The sequence below is a fragment of the Streptomyces dysideae genome (assembly GCF_001514305.1).
In the GTDB taxonomy this organism is placed as follows: Bacteria; Actinomycetota; Actinomycetes; order Streptomycetales; family Streptomycetaceae; genus Streptomyces; species Streptomyces dysideae.
In genome coordinates this window covers 24,480-40,076 of sequence record NZ_KQ949086.1, presented here as the reverse complement: position 1 = coordinate 40,076, position 15,597 = coordinate 24,480, and the positions used below count along the sequence as shown (strand labels likewise).

General features: G+C 72.3%; 19 protein-coding genes, 1 tRNA gene and 3 pseudogenes. 6 read left to right on the top strand and 17 right to left on the bottom strand.

Annotation, left to right across the window (positions count from 1 at the left end; genetic code table 11):
- Positions 1-3: 3 nt before the first annotated feature.
- The 7 genes and pseudogenes from AQJ91_RS20100 to AQJ91_RS49685 all read right to left on the bottom strand — a co-directional run.
- Positions 4-540, bottom strand: coding sequence for an NUDIX hydrolase family protein (locus AQJ91_RS20100; protein WP_107122482.1), 537 nt, complete (start codon positions 538-540; stop codon positions 4-6).
- Between the two features lie 33 nt (positions 541-573).
- Complete coding sequence (locus tag AQJ91_RS20095; RefSeq protein ID WP_067023374.1) at positions 574-1,740, bottom strand: amidohydrolase family protein; 1,167 nt, start codon at positions 1,738-1,740, stop codon at positions 574-576.
- Between the two features lies 1 nt (position 1,741).
- Positions 1,742-3,145: a type I glutamate--ammonia ligase gene (locus AQJ91_RS20090; protein ID WP_067023371.1), complete on the bottom strand. Its 1,404-nt coding sequence runs from the start codon at positions 3,143-3,145 to the stop codon at positions 1,742-1,744.
- A 39-nt stretch (positions 3,146-3,184) separates the two neighbouring features.
- Positions 3,185-3,997 carry an SAM-dependent methyltransferase gene (locus AQJ91_RS20085; protein ID WP_067023368.1) on the bottom strand — a complete coding sequence of 271 codons (813 nt, stop codon included), beginning with the start codon at positions 3,995-3,997 and terminating at the stop codon, positions 3,185-3,187.
- 125 nt (positions 3,998-4,122) lie between these two features.
- The gene (locus AQJ91_RS20080; RefSeq protein WP_067023364.1) at positions 4,123-4,911 is read right to left on the bottom strand and encodes a hypothetical protein; all 789 of its coding nucleotides are present in this window, start codon (positions 4,909-4,911) and stop codon (positions 4,123-4,125) included.
- 102 nt (positions 4,912-5,013) lie between these two features.
- Complete coding sequence (locus AQJ91_RS20075) at positions 5,014-5,799, bottom strand: response regulator (RefSeq protein WP_079085068.1); 786 nt, start codon at positions 5,797-5,799, stop codon at positions 5,014-5,016.
- A gap of 200 nt (positions 5,800-5,999) precedes the next feature.
- Positions 6,000-6,171, bottom strand: a pseudogene (locus AQJ91_RS49685) (ATP-binding cassette domain-containing protein); the annotation flags it as partial.
- Between the two features lie 242 nt (positions 6,172-6,413).
- Between AQJ91_RS49685 and AQJ91_RS20065 the strand changes: the two are divergent.
- The 3 genes from AQJ91_RS20065 (at position 6,414) to AQJ91_RS55730 (ending at position 7,171) form a co-directional block, all read left to right on the top strand.
- The gene (locus AQJ91_RS20065) at positions 6,414-6,704 is read left to right on the top strand and encodes a hypothetical protein (protein WP_159054611.1); all 291 of its coding nucleotides are present in this window, start codon (positions 6,414-6,416) and stop codon (positions 6,702-6,704) included.
- The gene (locus AQJ91_RS53660) at positions 6,701-6,889 is read left to right on the top strand and encodes a hypothetical protein (protein ID WP_159054610.1); all 189 of its coding nucleotides are present in this window, start codon (positions 6,701-6,703) and stop codon (positions 6,887-6,889) included. The genes AQJ91_RS20065 and AQJ91_RS53660 overlap by 4 nt, the downstream gene beginning before the upstream one ends.
- 138 nt (positions 6,890-7,027) lie before the next feature.
- Positions 7,028-7,171, top strand: coding sequence for a hypothetical protein (locus tag AQJ91_RS55730; RefSeq protein ID WP_234382635.1), 144 nt, complete (start codon positions 7,028-7,030; stop codon positions 7,169-7,171).
- A gap of 6 nt (positions 7,172-7,177) precedes the next feature.
- Here AQJ91_RS55730 and AQJ91_RS20055 read toward each other — a convergent pair.
- The 6 genes and pseudogenes from AQJ91_RS20055 to AQJ91_RS20035 form a co-directional block, all read right to left on the bottom strand.
- Positions 7,178-7,852: pseudogene (locus AQJ91_RS20055) on the bottom strand (SAM-dependent methyltransferase); the annotation flags it as partial.
- A 50-nt stretch (positions 7,853-7,902) separates the two neighbouring features.
- Positions 7,903-8,193: pseudogene (locus AQJ91_RS49680) on the bottom strand (endonuclease); the annotation flags it as partial.
- A complete protein-coding gene (locus AQJ91_RS20050) occupies positions 8,190-8,522 on the bottom strand; it encodes a DUF3140 domain-containing protein (protein ID WP_067023355.1) in 333 nt (110 codons plus the stop codon). The gene AQJ91_RS20050 and the pseudogene AQJ91_RS49680, both read right to left, overlap by 4 nt.
- A gap of 27 nt (positions 8,523-8,549) precedes the next feature.
- Entirely contained in the window at positions 8,550-9,032 is a 483-nt protein-coding gene (locus AQJ91_RS20045; protein ID WP_067023351.1) for a Dps family protein, read from the bottom strand.
- Positions 9,029-9,286, bottom strand: coding sequence for a WhiB family transcriptional regulator (locus tag AQJ91_RS20040; RefSeq protein ID WP_067023771.1), 258 nt, complete (start codon positions 9,284-9,286; stop codon positions 9,029-9,031). Before AQJ91_RS20040 ends, AQJ91_RS20045 begins: the two co-directional genes overlap by 4 nt.
- A 65-nt stretch (positions 9,287-9,351) precedes the next feature.
- Positions 9,352-10,164, bottom strand: coding sequence for an alpha/beta hydrolase (locus AQJ91_RS20035; protein WP_067023348.1), 813 nt, complete (start codon positions 10,162-10,164; stop codon positions 9,352-9,354).
- A 233-nt stretch (positions 10,165-10,397) separates the two neighbouring features.
- Here AQJ91_RS20035 and AQJ91_RS20030 point away from each other — a divergent pair, with 233 nt between their 5' ends.
- Positions 10,398-11,171, top strand: a complete 774-nt coding sequence (locus AQJ91_RS20030; protein ID WP_067023345.1) for a sulfite exporter TauE/SafE family protein — start codon at positions 10,398-10,400, stop codon at positions 11,169-11,171.
- Here the strand turns inward: AQJ91_RS20030 and AQJ91_RS20025 are convergent.
- Positions 11,160-11,993 (bottom strand): HAD-IIA family hydrolase, encoded by an 834-nt coding sequence (locus tag AQJ91_RS20025; RefSeq protein ID WP_067023342.1) that lies wholly within the window; start codon positions 11,991-11,993, stop codon positions 11,160-11,162. The two genes, AQJ91_RS20030 and AQJ91_RS20025, sit on opposite strands and share 12 nt — an antisense overlap.
- Positions 11,994-12,074: 81 nt before the next feature.
- Here AQJ91_RS20025 and AQJ91_RS20020 point away from each other — a divergent pair, with 81 nt between their 5' ends.
- Positions 12,075-12,821, top strand: a complete 747-nt coding sequence (locus AQJ91_RS20020) for a cobalt-precorrin-6A reductase (protein ID WP_067023339.1) — start codon at positions 12,075-12,077, stop codon at positions 12,819-12,821.
- Here AQJ91_RS20020 and AQJ91_RS58270 read toward each other — a convergent pair.
- The 3 genes from AQJ91_RS58270 to AQJ91_RS20005 form a co-directional block, all read right to left on the bottom strand.
- A complete protein-coding gene (locus AQJ91_RS58270) occupies positions 12,808-13,191 on the bottom strand; it encodes a hypothetical protein (RefSeq protein ID WP_407696880.1) in 384 nt (127 codons plus the stop codon). The genes AQJ91_RS20020 and AQJ91_RS58270 overlap by 14 nt on opposite strands.
- Before the next feature lie 132 nt (positions 13,192-13,323).
- A complete protein-coding gene (gene cobF, locus AQJ91_RS20010) occupies positions 13,324-14,112 on the bottom strand; it encodes a precorrin-6A synthase (deacetylating) (protein ID WP_067023336.1) in 789 nt (262 codons plus the stop codon).
- A 426-nt stretch (positions 14,113-14,538) separates the two neighbouring features.
- Positions 14,539-15,063: a DUF309 domain-containing protein gene (locus tag AQJ91_RS20005; RefSeq protein WP_067023332.1), complete on the bottom strand. Its 525-nt coding sequence runs from the start codon at positions 15,061-15,063 to the stop codon at positions 14,539-14,541.
- A 99-nt stretch (positions 15,064-15,162) separates the two neighbouring features.
- On the opposite strand from AQJ91_RS20005, the gene AQJ91_RS20000 reads away from it, so the two are divergent.
- Positions 15,163-15,236: transfer RNA gene (locus AQJ91_RS20000), tRNA-Pro, on the top strand.
- The last annotated feature ends 361 nt before the right edge of the window (positions 15,237-15,597 follow it).

Genomic DNA, 15,597 nt, shown 5'->3' with positions numbered 1-15,597 from the left:
CGGTCAGACCGCGCAGCCCACATGTGCCAGCGCCTGCTTCAGCAGCACCCCGTGCCCGCCCGGCATCTCGCTCTGCACCGCGGGCGACAGGGCCTCCTGCGGGCTGAACCAGACCAGGTCGAGGGCGTCCTGGCGGGGCCGGCAGTCGCCGGCGACCGGGACGACGTAGGCGAGGGACACCGCGTGCTGGCGCGGGTCGTGGTACGGCGTGACGCCCTGCGTCGGGAAGTACTCCGCGACGGTGAAGGGCTGGAGGGAGGACGGGACCCGGGGCAGCGCCACCGGGCCGAGGTCCTTCTCCAGATGCCGCAGCAGGGCGTCGCGCACCCGCTCGTGGTGCAGGACGCGGCCGGAGACCAGGGACCGGCTGACCGTTCCGTCCGGCCCGATGCGCAACAGCAGGCCGATGCTGGTGACTTCGCCGCTGTCGTCGACGCGCACGGGCACGGCCTCGACGTACAGGATCGGCATGCGGGCGCGTGCCTGCTCCAGGTCGTCGGAAGTCAGCCAGCCGGGCGTGGTTTCGGTCATGTCAGACATTGCTTGATCATACTTTCCGGGAATTGCGAACGCTCAGTCGCGGTGCTGACGGGGGACGGGATCGGGGCCGGGCCCGGGGGCGGGCAGTCCATAGAGCCGGCGGGCGTTGTCGCCGCCCGCCCACGCCGCGATCCGCAGCGCGTCCGGCCGGCTCAGCTCGTCGGCGGCCACCCGGGCCTGCAGTAACGCGCCCAGGCCCTGCCGGAAGGCCAGCGCGCCGAGCAGGTGGAACTCGGCCATACCGTACGCGTCGGAGCTGTACAGCAGCTTGCGGAACGGGGTGATCTCGAGGGCCTCCTCCAGGACCGCCCGGGCCCGGGCGGGGCCGACGTGGTGCAGGGTGAGGCCCACATCCAGGTACACCTGTTCGAAGACGGCGGCCAGATAGGCGGCCTGGCGCTGGTAGGGCCAGCAGTGCAGCAGGAGGACCGGGATCGTGCCGGAGGTCAGGTGCAGCCAGTCCGTGAGGTGGGTGGGGTCCACCCGGTGCAGCCGGATGTCGTTGTCGCCGAAGCCGGTGTGCAACTGCAGGGGGAGGCCCAGGTCCACGGCGGTCCAGAGCAGGTGCCGTACCAGCGCCGGGTCGGTCAGACGGCCGCCCTGCGGCAGCCAGTGCCGGGCCGCCTCGACGACCTCCTCGCCCGCCGGGCGGGCCGGGTCCAGGTCGAAGCCGGTGCGGTAGGCGGCGACCGACTTCACCGCGACCACGCCCGGGCGCCGTACGGCCTCCTCGGCGGCCGCGCGGCAGGCGGCGCCGTACTCGTCCGGCTCGACTCCGCCGGCCGCCACCGCCTCGGCCACGTTCTCCAGGCGTACGACCTCGTAGGCGGCCCCTCCGGCGGCCTCGGCCAGCTCCTGGGGCGAGGTCAGGGGGTGCGGGGTGTAGCCGGTGTCGACGCAGAACACGTCGGTCCCGGCGGCGGTGAGGAAGCGGCGGTTCACCTCGCGCGGGCCGAGTTCCGTCCGCCGGGCCAGGTAGTCGTCGGCGGGGGCGTGCCGTGGCAGGTCGAGGAGCGGGGCGCAGTGGCGGCGTACGGACACCCCGACGGGAGTGTCGAACGGCGAGATCCCGGGCCAGGCCGCGCCCTCGGTGAGCAGGGACTCGAAGTCCGCGCGGCCGAGGTCGGCGGTCACGACGCCGTGACAGTGGTGATCCACCAACGGGAGGGCGGCGAGCGCCTCTTGGACCGTGGCGCGCACGTCAGTACTTCCACCGGTAGGCCGCCGCGACCCGCTCGTCGTCCAGACCGTCCACGGTCGCGATCTCCCCTTCCCGTACGGCGATCACCGCATCGGCCAGCACCGGGCCCAGCGTCGCCCGCAGCAGCTCGTCCCCGCGGAACTCCGCCACCGCCCCGCCCAGCGAGGTCGGCAGCCGGCGCACACCCCGCGCCTGAGCCGCCTCGGCGCCGAGCCGTACCGGATCCCCGGTGGTCTCCTCCGGCAGCGCGGCGGTCGAGGTCAGCCCGTCCATCCCGGCGGCGATCAGGCAGCCGAGCGCGAGGTACGGGTTGGCGGCCAGGTCGACCGGTTTGACCTCCAGGTTGGCGGCCTGGTCGTGGCGGCCCGCGGTGCCGGTGATGACGCGCAGGGCGGTCTCGCGGGTCTCGCGGCCCCAGGCGGTGAACACCCCCGCCCACTGGGAGGGCTGGAGCCGCAGATAGCTGGCCGGGCTCGGCGCGGTGACCGCCGTGAGGGCGGGCAGACGGGCGAGGACGCCGGCCAGGAAGGACTCGGCGTCGGCCGTCATGCCGTACCGGCGGTCGCCGCCCGCATGCAGGTTGGCCCCGCCGCGCCAGGCGGAGAGGTGGACGTGGCCGCCGTTGCCGACGCCCTGCGCGGACACCGCCGGGGCGAAGGAGACCCGGAGCCCGTGCCGCTGGGCCACCGCCCGGATCGTCTGCCGTACCAGCACACTGAGGTCCGCCGCGGCGACCGGGTCGAGCGGGTCCACCGAGAGCTCGAACTGGCCGGCCGCGTACTCGGGATGGAACTGGTCGACGCCCCCGCCCTGCCGGCCGAGCGCCGCCAGCAGGTCGGCGCCGAAGTCACTGAGCTCGATCTGCCGGGTGGCACCGTACGCCGGACCGGTCGCGGCGGGCACGAACTCGCCGTCAGGAGCCGCCCCTTGGCCGACGGCCCACTCGATCTCGATGCCGGCCTTGAAGGTGATGCCGTGACGCTCGGCCGTCTCCCGCACGATCCGGCGCAGGAAGGTGCGGGCGCACCCCGGATGCCGCTCGCCCTCCTGCGTGATCCGGTCGACCGGCACCCACGCCCAGCCGGGCTGCCCGGCCAGGACCGTCAGCCGGTCCAGGTCGGGGTAGAGACGCAGGTCGCCGTCCGGGGAGCCGAGAACGTCCGTGGCGACGATGGAGTCGTTCGCCAGGAACGTGTCGAACACCGGCGACATCCCGACGCCCCAGGCCGCCGCCGAGGCGAGCTTCGCCGTCGGGACCGTCTTCACCCGACCGACGCCCGCGGTGTCGACGTAGGACAGGACAATCCCGTACACCCCCTGCTCAGCCAGCTTCCGGCCGAGCGAGGTGGCCCGGTCGACATCGCCGGGCCGCCCGCCGGGGACGGGATCGGCAAGGGTGGTCATACGGTCTCCTCGACGGGCTCGGCCGGGCCGTGCAGGGCGTCAGGGTTTCACAGCCACCGCGCCGTACTGCGGGACCGCGACGGGGGCGTCCGGACCGGCATGCCACTGCGAGCACGACACCATGCCCGGGTCGAGCAGCTCGAGCCCCTCGAAGAACGCGGCGATGTCCGCGCCGCTGCGGGCGGTGATCGGCGGCGTGGCGTTCTCGTTCCAGAACTTCATCGCCGGGATCTGGCCCTCGCCGCCGAGTTCCGCGTCGAAGGTGGGGTGCGTCAGGACCAGGAAGCTGCCGGACGGCACCTCGGCCATGACGCGCCGCACGATGGCGCGGGCCTCGTCGTAGTCGAGGACGAAGTTGAGGATGCCGAGCATCATCACCGCGACCGGCTTCGTGAAGTCCAGGGTCCGCGCGGCCTGTTCGAGGAAGGCGGCCGGGTCGTGGACGTCCGCGTCGATGTAGGCGGTGACGCCCTCGTGGGTGCCGGTCAGCAGGGTGCGGGCGTGCACGAGCACGACCGGGTCGTTGTCGACGTACACGATCCGCGAGTCGGGTGCGACGCGCTGGGCGATCTCGTGGGTGTTGTCTGCCGTCGGCAGCCCGGTGCCGATGTCCAGGAACTGCCGGATCCCGTGCTCCTCGGCCACGTGGCGCACCGCCCGGCCCAGGAACTCGCGGTCCGCGCGGGCGATGTCCCGGATGATCGGGAACATCCCGGCGACACGCTCGCCGACCTGCTGGTCGACCTCGTAGTTGTCCTTGCCGCCGATCCAGTAGTTCCACACGCGCGCGTTGTGCGCCACACCGGTGTTCAGCTTCGCCGACCCGCCCGACGGGGTGTGGCCATCACTCACGACTCGTTCCTCTCCTCGCACGTACGGCCGAAACCGGCCGTCGCCGCCATTGTGCCGTCCGTTGATCACGTTGTCCCGCGAATGGGCGGACCGGGGGCGGGGGTTGGCGTCCGGGAGGGGCGGGGTCAGTCGAACTGCCCGGGATTCGCCGTGGGCGTCCGGCCCGCCTGCACGTCCTCCAGCCGCTGTGTGCCCTGCCGCACCGCCTGCTCCACGGAGTCGTCCTCGTCGCCGTCCAGGCCGCCCGCGGTGACGGTGATCGCGTCGGTGCCGACGCGGACGGCGGCGACGTCCAGGGTGAGCGTGCTGGTCCCGTCCTTCACCGTGACCCGCAGGCCCTGACGGGCGTCGCCGCTGTCCGGCACCGGGGACTCGATCACCTGGACCGTGCGCTGCCCGCCGTCGTCGCCGGTCGCGGTGAACTGATCGCACTTCACCGGCAGGGTCTTCAGCCAGGCCAGGGAGGCGTCCAGGTCGGTGCGGTCGTAGGCGGCGACCTGGTGGAGCAGCCGGGAGTCGCCCTGCTCGAAGCCGCGCAGCGCGGATGCCCCGGACGGCTTGCCCAGCAGGTCGTCGCCGTAGAGGGCGTCGAGGAGCTTCTGACAGTCCACGGCGTTCGCCTTCGCGGTGAGCAGGTCGGCGACGTCGACCTTGCCGATGAGGAGACGGTCACGCCAGCCGGCGGCGTCCGCGACCTGCGCCCAGTCGTCCTCGATATCCGCCTCGGTGATCAGCGCGGCCCGCGCACCGGCCTCGGTGAGGCGGGCGGCGGGAGACTTCTCGGCGCCGGGGGACGCGGCGACGTCCGGGGCGCCTCCACCGCTGTCCGAGCAGCCCGCGGTGGTGAGGAGCGTGGCCGCCGCGAGGGCCGGGGCGAGGACGCGGGCGGGGCGGCGGGACGGACGACGGCTCATCGCGGATGCCTCCTGGGGACGTGGTGGTGCGTGCGTGTCCTCAGCGCACCATCGGGCCCGTGGGCCCACCAGCGGCATCGGGCCGATCGGGTGAGGCGTTCCTCAAGCGGTTTCCCGCTGGTGGTGGCGGTGCGGCAGCCTCCCCGGTGTGGCCGCAGCCGCCGCAGGCGAACGCGAAGGGCGAGGATCGCTGACGTCGGCTTGAGCGCCCGGCTGTGCGTGGCCGTTCTGCCAGGCCCAGGCCGCGATCTCGACGCGGTTTCGGGCGGCCAGTTTGAGCTGGACGCTGGAGAGGTGCGTCTTGACCGTGGACAGGGAGACGTACAGTTCGGCGGCGATCTCGGCGTTGGTGCGGCCGAGGGCGACCCGGCGGACGACGTCGAGTTCGCGGTCGGTGAGGGGTTCCGTGGGCGGGGCGGGCCTGGCCGGGGCCGAGGCGGCCTGCGGGGCGGTGACGTGCTTGAGCAGGCGGACCGTGACCGACGGGGAGACCAGCGAGTCGCCGGCCGCCGCGGCGCGGACCGCCTCCGCGAGGAGGGTCGGACCGGAGTCCTTCAGCAGGAACCCGCACGCGCCGCCGCGCAGCGCCCCGTACACGTACTCGTCGAGGTCGAAGGTCGTCACCACGACCACCCGCATCGGGTCGGCCACATCGCGCCCCGCCAGCAGCCGTGTCGCCTCCAACCCGTCCAGCTTCGGCATCCGGATGTCCAGCAGACACACGTCCGGCCGCTCCCGCCGCGCCAGCGCCACGGCCTCCTCACCGTCCGCGGCCTCGGCGACGACGGTGATGTCGGGCTGCGCGTCGAGGAAGAACCGGAAGCCGGTGCGGACCATCTCCTGGTCGTCGGCGATGAGGACGCGGATGGGCGGGGCCGGGATGCTCATCGCTCGATCATGCCAGCCCTGGCCCGTCGGCCATCCGGCCCCACCCACAGGCTCTCAGTCCGCCGACTGCGCCGGATCCGCCGTCACCCTGCGCAGCAGCGGCCCGCTGCCGCCGATCGCCGCGAACATCGCCGACGCGCCGATGGCCACGCAGAGGCCCAGCTGCAGGGCGCCGGTCGTGTTGATGCCCACGTCGGCCGCCTTGTTGAGCTGGTAGGAGCCGAGACGCCCCCCATGCTGGTGCGCTGGTCCAGGGGCGCCGATGGGCTCGTGGGCGAAGACCACGTCCGGCTCGGCGGCCAGGGCGCGGGCGATGGCGACCCGCTGGGCCTGTCCGCCGGACAGCTGGCCGGGGCGGCGCTGCTCCAGCCCGTGGTCCAGCAGATACGTGCCGACGCCGCCCACCGCGACGACGGCGGTGACACCGCCGATGACGCCGACGAGGAACTTGCTGCGCTGCATCGCCTCACTCCTGATGACTGCGGGGAGGAAGTGGCTCCACCCTCGCCCGTGGGTGCGGGCGCGCGCCTCGGCCATAAGGCCAGGGTTCGGGAGGCGGCGCCTCGGCCATTCGGCCGATCCGGCCGCAGGTGACTGCGCATACGGTGATCCACATGGCTTCTCTTTCCGGCCGGGGCTGCATCCGGGGGTTCGGCGTCGGCGTCCTGCTCGCGGGGTCGTTCGTCGATCTCGCCTCCGTGACAAGCACGGATGTCGGCATCCTGCCGGTCACGATCGTGGTGCTGCTGGTGGGGTTGAGTGCCGTGACCTGGCCGGCCGCCCGCCGGCCGGCCTGGCTCACCCCGCAGCTGCGTACGGGCCTGCCCGCCCTCCTGTCCGTGCTGTTGTCGGTGGGCATGCTGCTGAGCGGCGCGTCGGACGTGATCAGGCTTGCCGAGGCGTGATCCTGCTGTGTCTGCTGTTCATCGCCGTGCGGCACTGCCCGCGCCCCTGGGCCATGGCGTGCGGTCTGCTGGCCGGCGGGGCCCTGCTCCTCATGGTGCTGATCGAGCCGGACCTCCTGCTCGTGGGCCTCATCCTCGTCGGCGTGATCGCCGGGCTGGCCGGCTATCTGCGCTCCCTCGACTGACGACGGTGGCGACCGTCAACGCGGGAGTACGCGGGCTGGTGAACACCCTCGCCGTCGAACTCGCCCCCGTCCGGGTCAACGCCGTGCCCCCCCGGCGTCGTCGGCGACAGCCCGTACTGGCTCGCCAGGCCGGAGGAGGTGCGGGCCGGGCTGCGCGCCAGGAGGCCCACGGGACGGCTCGCCACGATGGCGGACGTGGTGGACGCCGTGGACTTCCTGCTGCGCAACAGGTCCGTCAACGCGGTCGAGCTGAACGTGGACGAGGGCTGGCTCCTGGGGTGAGGCGGATCAGGGCTTGAGCCCGACCGCGCCGTACAGCGAGATGGGCCCGTCCCCGTCCGCCTCTTCGTCCACCGCGAGCTCCGGACGCCAGTCGGCCACCGACACGACGCCCGGCTCCATCAGCTCGAGTCCCCTGAAGAACCGGCCCACTTCGTCCCGCGAGCGCGCCACCAGCGTCACCCCGCCGGCCGCGTACGCCTCGATGCCCCGGCGTACGTTCTCCGGCTCGAAGTCGGCGGTCATCGCGGACAGGACGAGACAACTGCCCGGCGCCAGTGCGCCGACCAGGGTGTCCACGATGTCGTAGGCGCCGTCCGCGTCGGCGATGAAGTGCAGCAGGGCGATCAGCGACAGGGCGACCGGGCGGTCGAAGTCGAGGGCGCGGGCGGCCTGTTCGAGGATGCGGTGCGGTTCGCGGGCGTCGGCCTGGAGGTACTCCGTGACACCCTCCGGGGTGCCCCGCAGCAGGGCCTCGGCGTGCGCGAGGACGATCGGGTCGTTGTCGACGTAGACCACGCGCGCCACCGGAGCCGCCGACTGGACTATCTGGTGCAGATTGGGCTCGGTCGGGATGCCGGTGCCGATGTCGAGGAACTGGCGGATTGCGGTCTCCCGGACCAGGCGGCGCGTGGCCCGCTGCATGAACCAGCGGTTGGCGCGCGCGGCCCGCGGGGCGTCGGTGTTGATCGACGAATGGGGGCACCGCCCGTGCCCGAAGGGCTACGGGGGAGGGTGGCCGTGCGCTCGTCGTAGCGCCGGTAGCCGCCCCGGCCGAGTGCGTCCACCCGCTCCTGCCAGCCGGCCGCAGCCATGCGGCGCGGGTCGCGCAGACCGGCGTCGTACAGGGCACGGGCGGTGTCGACCGCGATCGAGCCGCGGATCCTGGCGCTGAGCAGCAGCGCCAGGACCAGCAGCCGGTACAGCCGCTGCGGGGTGTATTTGAGCGTGATGCCCGCGTCCTCGGCGAAGGTCCGGCCGTGTGCCCCGACCAGCTCACGCACCACGGACTCCTTGCCGCTCATGGCTTCAGCGGGTCGTGGCCGATGGTCATCAGCCGGTGCCGGCGGCGGGTCTCCTCGGCCTCGGGCTCGTTCTCCACGTCGGCCTGCTCGGTGACGGTGTCCACGACTTCGTACATCACGCTGATGTCGTCGTCGGTGAGATCCGTACGCCGTTTCTGCAGGATCGCCAGGACGTGCTGCCCGGTCGGTGTGCCCGCCCGGTCCGGCAGCGGCTCGGTGTCCTCGTCGGCGTCACTGACCCGCAGCCGGGCCGCCAGCTCCTGGGAGGTCATGTTCACCACGCGGTGGAAGTCCTCCCACAACGCGTCGAGTTCGAGGGCGTCGGTCATCGGATGCCCCTTTCGTCCGTACGTCCGTCACTCGTGACGGGGCCAGTTCGCGGCGTCGAACATCCAGCGCTGCTTCTCCAGCTCCCGGGTGATGCCGATCAGCAGGTCCTGGGTGACCGGGTCCGGCTTCTCGGTGGCGTCGACGCGGTCGCGCAGCCGTGCGACGGCCGCCTCCAGCGACTCCACCATCAGCCGGACGACCGCCACGTCCCGCAGCCAGCCCTCGCCGATGCCGGGCAGCTTAGAAGCCGCGGCGATCGTCTCCGGGCGGCCGTCCGGCGGGACGCCGAGCGCCGCGGCGCGTTCCGCGACCGTGTCGGCGTAGCCCCGTGCGACCGTGACGACCTCGTCCAGCTGGAAGTGGATCGAGCGGAACCTGGGTCCCACGATGTTCCAGTGCGCCTGTTTCCCTACGAGCGACAGCCCGAGCAGATCCACCAGGGTGTCCTGGAGAGCGTCGCAGGCGATCCGGCGCTCCTTGTCGGGCAGCGTGCTTTTCACCACGGTCATAGCGCGCTTCTCCTTCTCGTGTCGTACCTCGACGTCCGGAGCAGCTCGACGCGTTCCTCCTCGCAGGTCCCGCCCCAGACCCCCGAGGCCTGTCCGCTGTCCAGCGCGAAGTCCAGACACTGGACGGTCACCGGGCAGCGGGCGCAGATCCGCTTCGCGGCCGCGATGTCCCGCAGCGCCGGTCCCTTCGTGCCCACCGGGAAGAACAACTCGGGGTCCGCACCCACACAGGCCGCTCTCCTCAACCACTCCATGCGGGCGCGGGTGCCCAGGGCCAACTGGTGCAAACGTGACGTGACGCCGCTGCTCGACAGGTGTCTCAGCCTGCGAGAACACGCTCCACGAAGCCCGTCAGGTCGGCGTAGACCTCCGCCTTGTTGGTCTCGTTGAACACCTCGTGCCGGGCGCCCGGGTAGATCCGCTCGGTCAGCGAGTCACCGCGGAGTTGCTCGACCCCGACGCGGCTCCCGGCGAGCGGTACCAGCCGGTCGTCGTCGCCATGCAGCCACAGCAGCGGCAGCCGGCCCACGTCACCCCCCTTGGACACCGCGTCCAGCATCCGGACGAACGCCTCCACCGTCGGCCGCTTCATCGGCCCGTGCCAGACCAGTGGATCCGCCGCGTACGCCGCCCCCACCGCCGGGTCCCGGGAGAGCGCGGCCGGGCTGATGGGCGTGTCGGGGATCTCGTCCAGGGCGAGCAGCCGCCGCGGCAGCTCCCAGTCGCCGATCACCGGCCCGGACAGCACCAACGCGGCGAGGCCGCCGCCGTACCGCTGGGCGTAGCGGGCCGCGATCAGGCCGCCCATGGAGTGCCCGACCATGACGACCGGTACGTCCGGGTACGCGGCCCGGGCCGGCCCGGCCACGGCGTGCACATCGGTGACGACGTCCTCGAAGTCCTCGATCAGTACGCGCTCGCCCGCCGACCTCCCGTGCCCCATGTGATCGATCCCGAACACGGCCGCACCGTGCGCCACCAGCACATCGGCCACCTCGGCGTACCGCCCGACGTGCTCCCCGTACCCGTGCACCAGGAGCGCCACGTACCGCGGCCGCTCCCGCGCCGGCCACTCGCGGACGGCGATCGCTCCCCAGGTCCCCGTGAGGACGTGCTCGCGGGTGTCGGCCATGTCTCCTCCAACTGCGTCGGTGAAGGTTCCCGGGTCTTCCCCGGGCCCTGGGGATCTTCCCAGGCGTTCTCGGGGCGGTCTACGGCCCGAAACTAGCGCTGCCGATCAAAGCGTCGGCCGTGCTCCATGGGCGAGACCGCCGCGGGAGTCGCCGCACGCCACGGCGTCCAGAGGCCGCCTGGCGAGACGGTGCTTACGGGCATCGGTTAGGTGCACGTAGCATCGGTCCCCGCATGGACACGATGACTCTCTGGCACATCTCCGGTTGGGAGTTCGCCGCGCTCGCCTTCGCGGCTCTGCTCGTCGGCTTCTCCAAGACGGCTGTGAGCGGGGCCAACACGGTCAGCCTGGCGATCTTCGCGGCCGTACTGCCCGCCCGCGCCTCCACCGGCGTACTGCTGCCGATCCTGATCGCCGGGGACGTCCTCGCCGTCCTCACCTACCGGCGGCACGCCCACTGGCCCACGCTGTGGCGGCTGTTCCCGGCGGTCGCGGCGGGCGTGGTGTTCGGCACGCTGTTCCTGGTCTGGGCGGACGACGGAATCGTCCGGACGTCGATCGGCGCGATCCTGCTGCTGATGGCCGGAGTGACGGTGTGGCGCCGCCGCAGGACCGAGAAGGAGGAGGAGCCGGACTCGGTCGTCACCCGGACCGGCCGGATCAAGGCCCGCTCGTACGGCGTCCTCGGCGGCTTCACCACGATGGTCGCCAACGCGGGCGGCCCCGTGATGTCGATGTATCTCCTCTCGGCCGGCTTCCGGAAGCTCGGCTTCCTGGGCACCTCGGCTTTCTTCTTCCTGATCGTGAACGTGTCCAAGGTGCCCTTCAGCGTGGGCCTGGGCCTGATCGACGGCCCCTCGCTGCTTCTTGACGCCGCGCTCGTGGTGTTCGTAGTGCCCGGCGCGTTGTTGGGCAAATGGGCTGTGAGCCGAATCAACCAGCGATTGTTCGAGCAGCTCGTGATCGGGGCGACGGTCGTGGGCGGCCTGCAACTACTATTGCGCTGACCGCAGCGGCCCTCGCAGCAGCGCGGGCAGATCCGCGAACGAGTCGATGACTTGGCCGGGCGTGCCGCTCGCCGACTCATGCGTCTCCGGCAGGTACTTCCCCGTCTTCACCAGCACCCCCGTCACCCCGGCCCGCTGCGCCGCCAGTACGTCCGACTCGATGTCGTCCCCCACCATCACCGCCTCGTCCGCACCGACCCCCACATGGGCCAGCGCCGCCTCGAAGAAAGCGGCCGACGGCTTCCCGGTGATCTCCGCCTCGATGCGGGCGGCCTTCTCGAGCCCATTCAGAAACGCCCCCGTGTCGAGCTGCAACCCTCGGTCGGTACGCCAGTACAGGTTCCGGTGCATGGCGACCAGCCGCGCCCCGCGCTGCAGATACCCGAAGGCCCGGTTGAGCGCCGCGTAGCCGAACTCGGGACCGGCACCCCCGACGACCACGACGTCGGGAACGGCGTCTCCTTCCTCTTCGTCCTCTTCCTCCTCTTCCTCCTCTTCGTCCATGACAGTGACCCCACCCAGATCCTCCGCGATGTCCCCGCTGTTCAGCAGCACACACCGCGCCCCCGGACAGTGCTCGGCGAGATACGCGGCGGTCACGGCGGGCGCGGTCAGGATGTCCTCCGCGGACACCGGGAACCCCGCGTCCGCCAGCGTCCCGGCGATCGACGCCCGGGTCCGTGACGTCGTGTTGGTGACCAGCACGACGCCGAGCCCGGCCTCGCGGATCTCCCGCAGCGCCTCGACCGCACCGGGCAGCGGCTGCCAGGAGACGGTGAGGACCCCGTCGATGTCGATCAGGACGGCACGCACGGATTCCATGCCAGGGACGATAGCGATGCGGCGGCTCGGATTCCCGCACCCGGCATACGCTCCTCGCCGTCCGTTTCGTACGCTCGCCCCATGTCCCCCCACGTCCTGATCCTCGGCGGCACCACCGAGGCCCGCCAACTCGCCGCCGAGCTGGCGGCACGCCCCGGAGTCCGGGTCACCACCTCGCTCGCCGGACGCGTGTCACGGCCGGGGGCGCTCGCCGGGGACGTACGCGTCGGAGGGTTCGGCGGGGCACAGGGACTGGCCGACTGGCTTCGCAAGGAGCGCGTGGACGCCCTCGTCGACGCCACGCATCCCTTCGCCGAGTCGATCACGGCGAACGCGGCGCGGGCCGCGGCGGCGACCGGGGTCCCCTCAGTGGTGTTACGCCGTCCCGGCTGGCGCCCCGAGCCCGGGGACCGCTGGCACCCGGTCCCGTCCCTGGACCTGGCTGCCGACCTGCTGCCCCTGCTCGGCCGACGCGTCTTCCTCACCACCGGACGCCTGGGCCTTGCGGCCTTCGCGCACCTGTCCGACCTGCACTTCGTCGTACGCTCCGTAGAGCCGCCCGAGCCGCCGCTGCCGCCCTACACCGAAGTGCTGCTGGCCCGCGGTCCGTTCACGGTGGCCGACGAGTCGGCGCTGCTGGGCGAGCACCGCATCGACGTACTGGTGACGAAGGACAGCGGCGGAGAGGCGACGGCCGCAAAACTCGCGGCGGCCCGCCAACTCATCCTTCCCGTCGTCCTCGTGCAACGGCCGCCGTTGCCCGAGGGCGTGGACACCGTGCCCGATGCGGCGGGGGCGCTGGAATGGCTGGGGTTCAACTCGCCGTGACGGAGGCGCGGATGCGGTCGATGGAGCGCGGGACTTCGGTGCGGTTCTTGGCGCTCTTCATCCAGGCCGGGAGCCTGGCGACCAGCGTCATCTTCTGACCCGTGTCGTACCAGGGCGCCCGCTCCCGCAGGTCGGCGGCGACGAACCGCCTGATCTGGTCGAGGTGTTCGAGGTTGTAGGCCCACACCTCGCCGTACCTGGTCGTCGCCCGCAGCCACAGCGGAGGTCGGTGGCAGCGGTTCCCGGTCTGCCACGAGGTTTCGTACGGCCCCTTGCGGATCCGGCACAGCCCGCAGCGCAGGACCGGCAGACCCGCGGTTTTCAGCGGGCGGCGCGCCGGCCAACTCCGGGCTCCGCTGCGGCAGCCCATGGCGAGGGCAGCCCGTGCAGGCCCTCCGGGCTGGTCGCGGCCCCGGTGAGGGCGTCCGGATCCAGGCGGTCACAGTACAACTGGCGCCGCATGCCGGGACCGTTCGCCCGGGTGGCGTGCTTACCGGTGGTCCTACTGGCCGTCCCCCCGGTCGTCCTTGGGGTGGCGGCGCAGCAGATACGTGTCCATGATCCAGCCCTTGCGCTCGCGGGCCTCCGCGCGCAGCCGCTCGATGCGGGGAGCGGCCTCGGCGATGGGCCCCGAGGCGAGGATCTCGTCCGGTGTGCCTATGTAGGCGCCCCAGTAGATGTCCATGTCCTGGTCGGCGTACTGCCGGAAGGCCTGGTGGGCGTCGAGCATCACCACCACGTCGTCCACGTCGTCCGGGAAGCCCTCGGCGAGCCGCCGCCCGGTGGTGATCTGCACGGGCCGGGCCACCCGGTTCAGCCCCGTCCGATGCCGTGCGACAAGCGCCGAGACACTGCTGATCCCCGGCACGACGTCGTACTCGAACTCCACGGCGCCCTTGTCGAGCACCTCCTCCAGGATCCCGATCGTGCTGTCGTACAGCGACGGATCGCCCCACACCAGGAACGCGCCCGTCTGGTCCTCGCCCAGCTCCTCGGTGATCAACCGCTCGTAGATCCCGGCACGGGCACTGCGCCAGTCCCCGACGGCGGGGGAGTAGGCGGCCCCACCTGCGGACCGGTCCCGCTCGGGATCCCGCGCCTCGACGACGCGGTACGCCCCCTCCGGTATGTGCGCGTCCAGCATGTCCCGGCGGAGCCGGGTGAGGTCCGACTTCACCTCGCCCTTGCCGAGGATGAAGAACACGTCCGTGCTCCGCAGCGCCCTGACCGCCTGCAGGGTCAGCTGGTCGGGGTCGCCCGCGCCGATACCGATGACATGAATCTTTCGCACGCGTCGAGTCTGCCGTACGCCACTGACAACGCGGACACCGCGCCCGCGCTCATCGTGGTGACGGACGGCCCCGGCTCCCGCGCGGCCGGACCGCTGGGCTGAACCGGGTCGTCCGAGCAGCCGTTCCTACGACAGGACCAGCCGGGACGCTCACTGTGATGAGGCCTGCTCGGCCAGAGCCCTGAGCCTGTGCCGTCGGGACGGCCCTTGTCGGTGTCGGCCCGCGACGCCGGGGGCGCGCTGGGGACGGTGCGCGATCCTGCACGGTGGGCTTCCCGCGGCCGCGCCGGCTGGCGGGGCGGACCGCATGGCTGCCCCTGCCGGGCCCGCGTGCCTGCCGCCACTATCACCGTGCGCGCCGCCGAGCGGCTTGGAGGGCCCGCCGCGTGCACTGAGGTGGCTGGGCCCCCGGGCGCCCGCCGGCCCCTACGACCACCCCCGCAGCCGAGGCGTCCGCTCCCCGGCGTCCACCGTCTCGGCCCCCTCCTCCACGACCCCGGCCAGCTCCCGTGCCCACACGACCAGCCCCCCGAGATCCATCCCGTACGGCCGCTGCCGCCCGGCATCCGACGCCACCCACTCCGCGACCGCCCCGGCCCCGCGCTGCAGCAGCCGCGCCCCGCCGGTGACGTTGCCCCGGGCGGCGTGTGTAAGGCCCACGGCGAGCTGTGCCAGGCCCCGCCACAGGGCCCGCTCCTCCTCGGGGCCCGATTTCCAGGCGTCCTCGAAGACCTCGTGCGCGTGGAACGGTTTCCCGGCGTCCAGGAGCTCCTGCGCCTCGGTGACGGTCTGCTCGGGGGTGCGGACGACGCCCTCGGGCTGGCGGGCCACGCCGTCCGCGTCATACGGCAGGGGGCGCCCGAGACCGTCCCGTGGGCGGGCGTTGCGTGCCCGGCCCTCGCTGTCCCGGTCCCGTGCGTCGGTCTGTCGTCCTGACGGCGTGCTGCCCATGCGTCGATTGTCTCGCGCCCGGTGCCCCTTTCGGCGTGGCCCACGGCGTGCGGTAAAGTGCTGTTCGCGCGATCATGCGGTTCACCGCGGGTGGCGCACCGGGACGTGGCGCAGCTTGGTAGCGCACTTGACTGGGGGTCAAGGGGTCGCAGGTTCAAATCCTGTCGTCCCGACTCTTATGAGTCGCAGGTCAGGGCCGGTTTCGGAGGCATCCGAAACCGGCCCTTGATCATTCTTGGGGACCAGTTGGGGACCGGCGTCCTTGACCGCGTCAGCGAGTCATGACGATCGGGCCCGGCAGGGAGCGCGGTGCGCGGAGCACACTGAGGTGTGCGGAGAGCGCTGCGCCGGCGGCCGGGAGGGGTAGACGCGAGGGGGTTTCGCGACTCCGATACGGGCTGTTGCCGGCGATCTCTGAACCCTCAAGGAACGGCGACACTGGGCTCGCGGTGACGCAACACCAGACTGGGTGACCGTTTCCCCCAGCAGATGACCATCGCAGAGCGGCCCACCCATCTGCGCAACGGACGACGT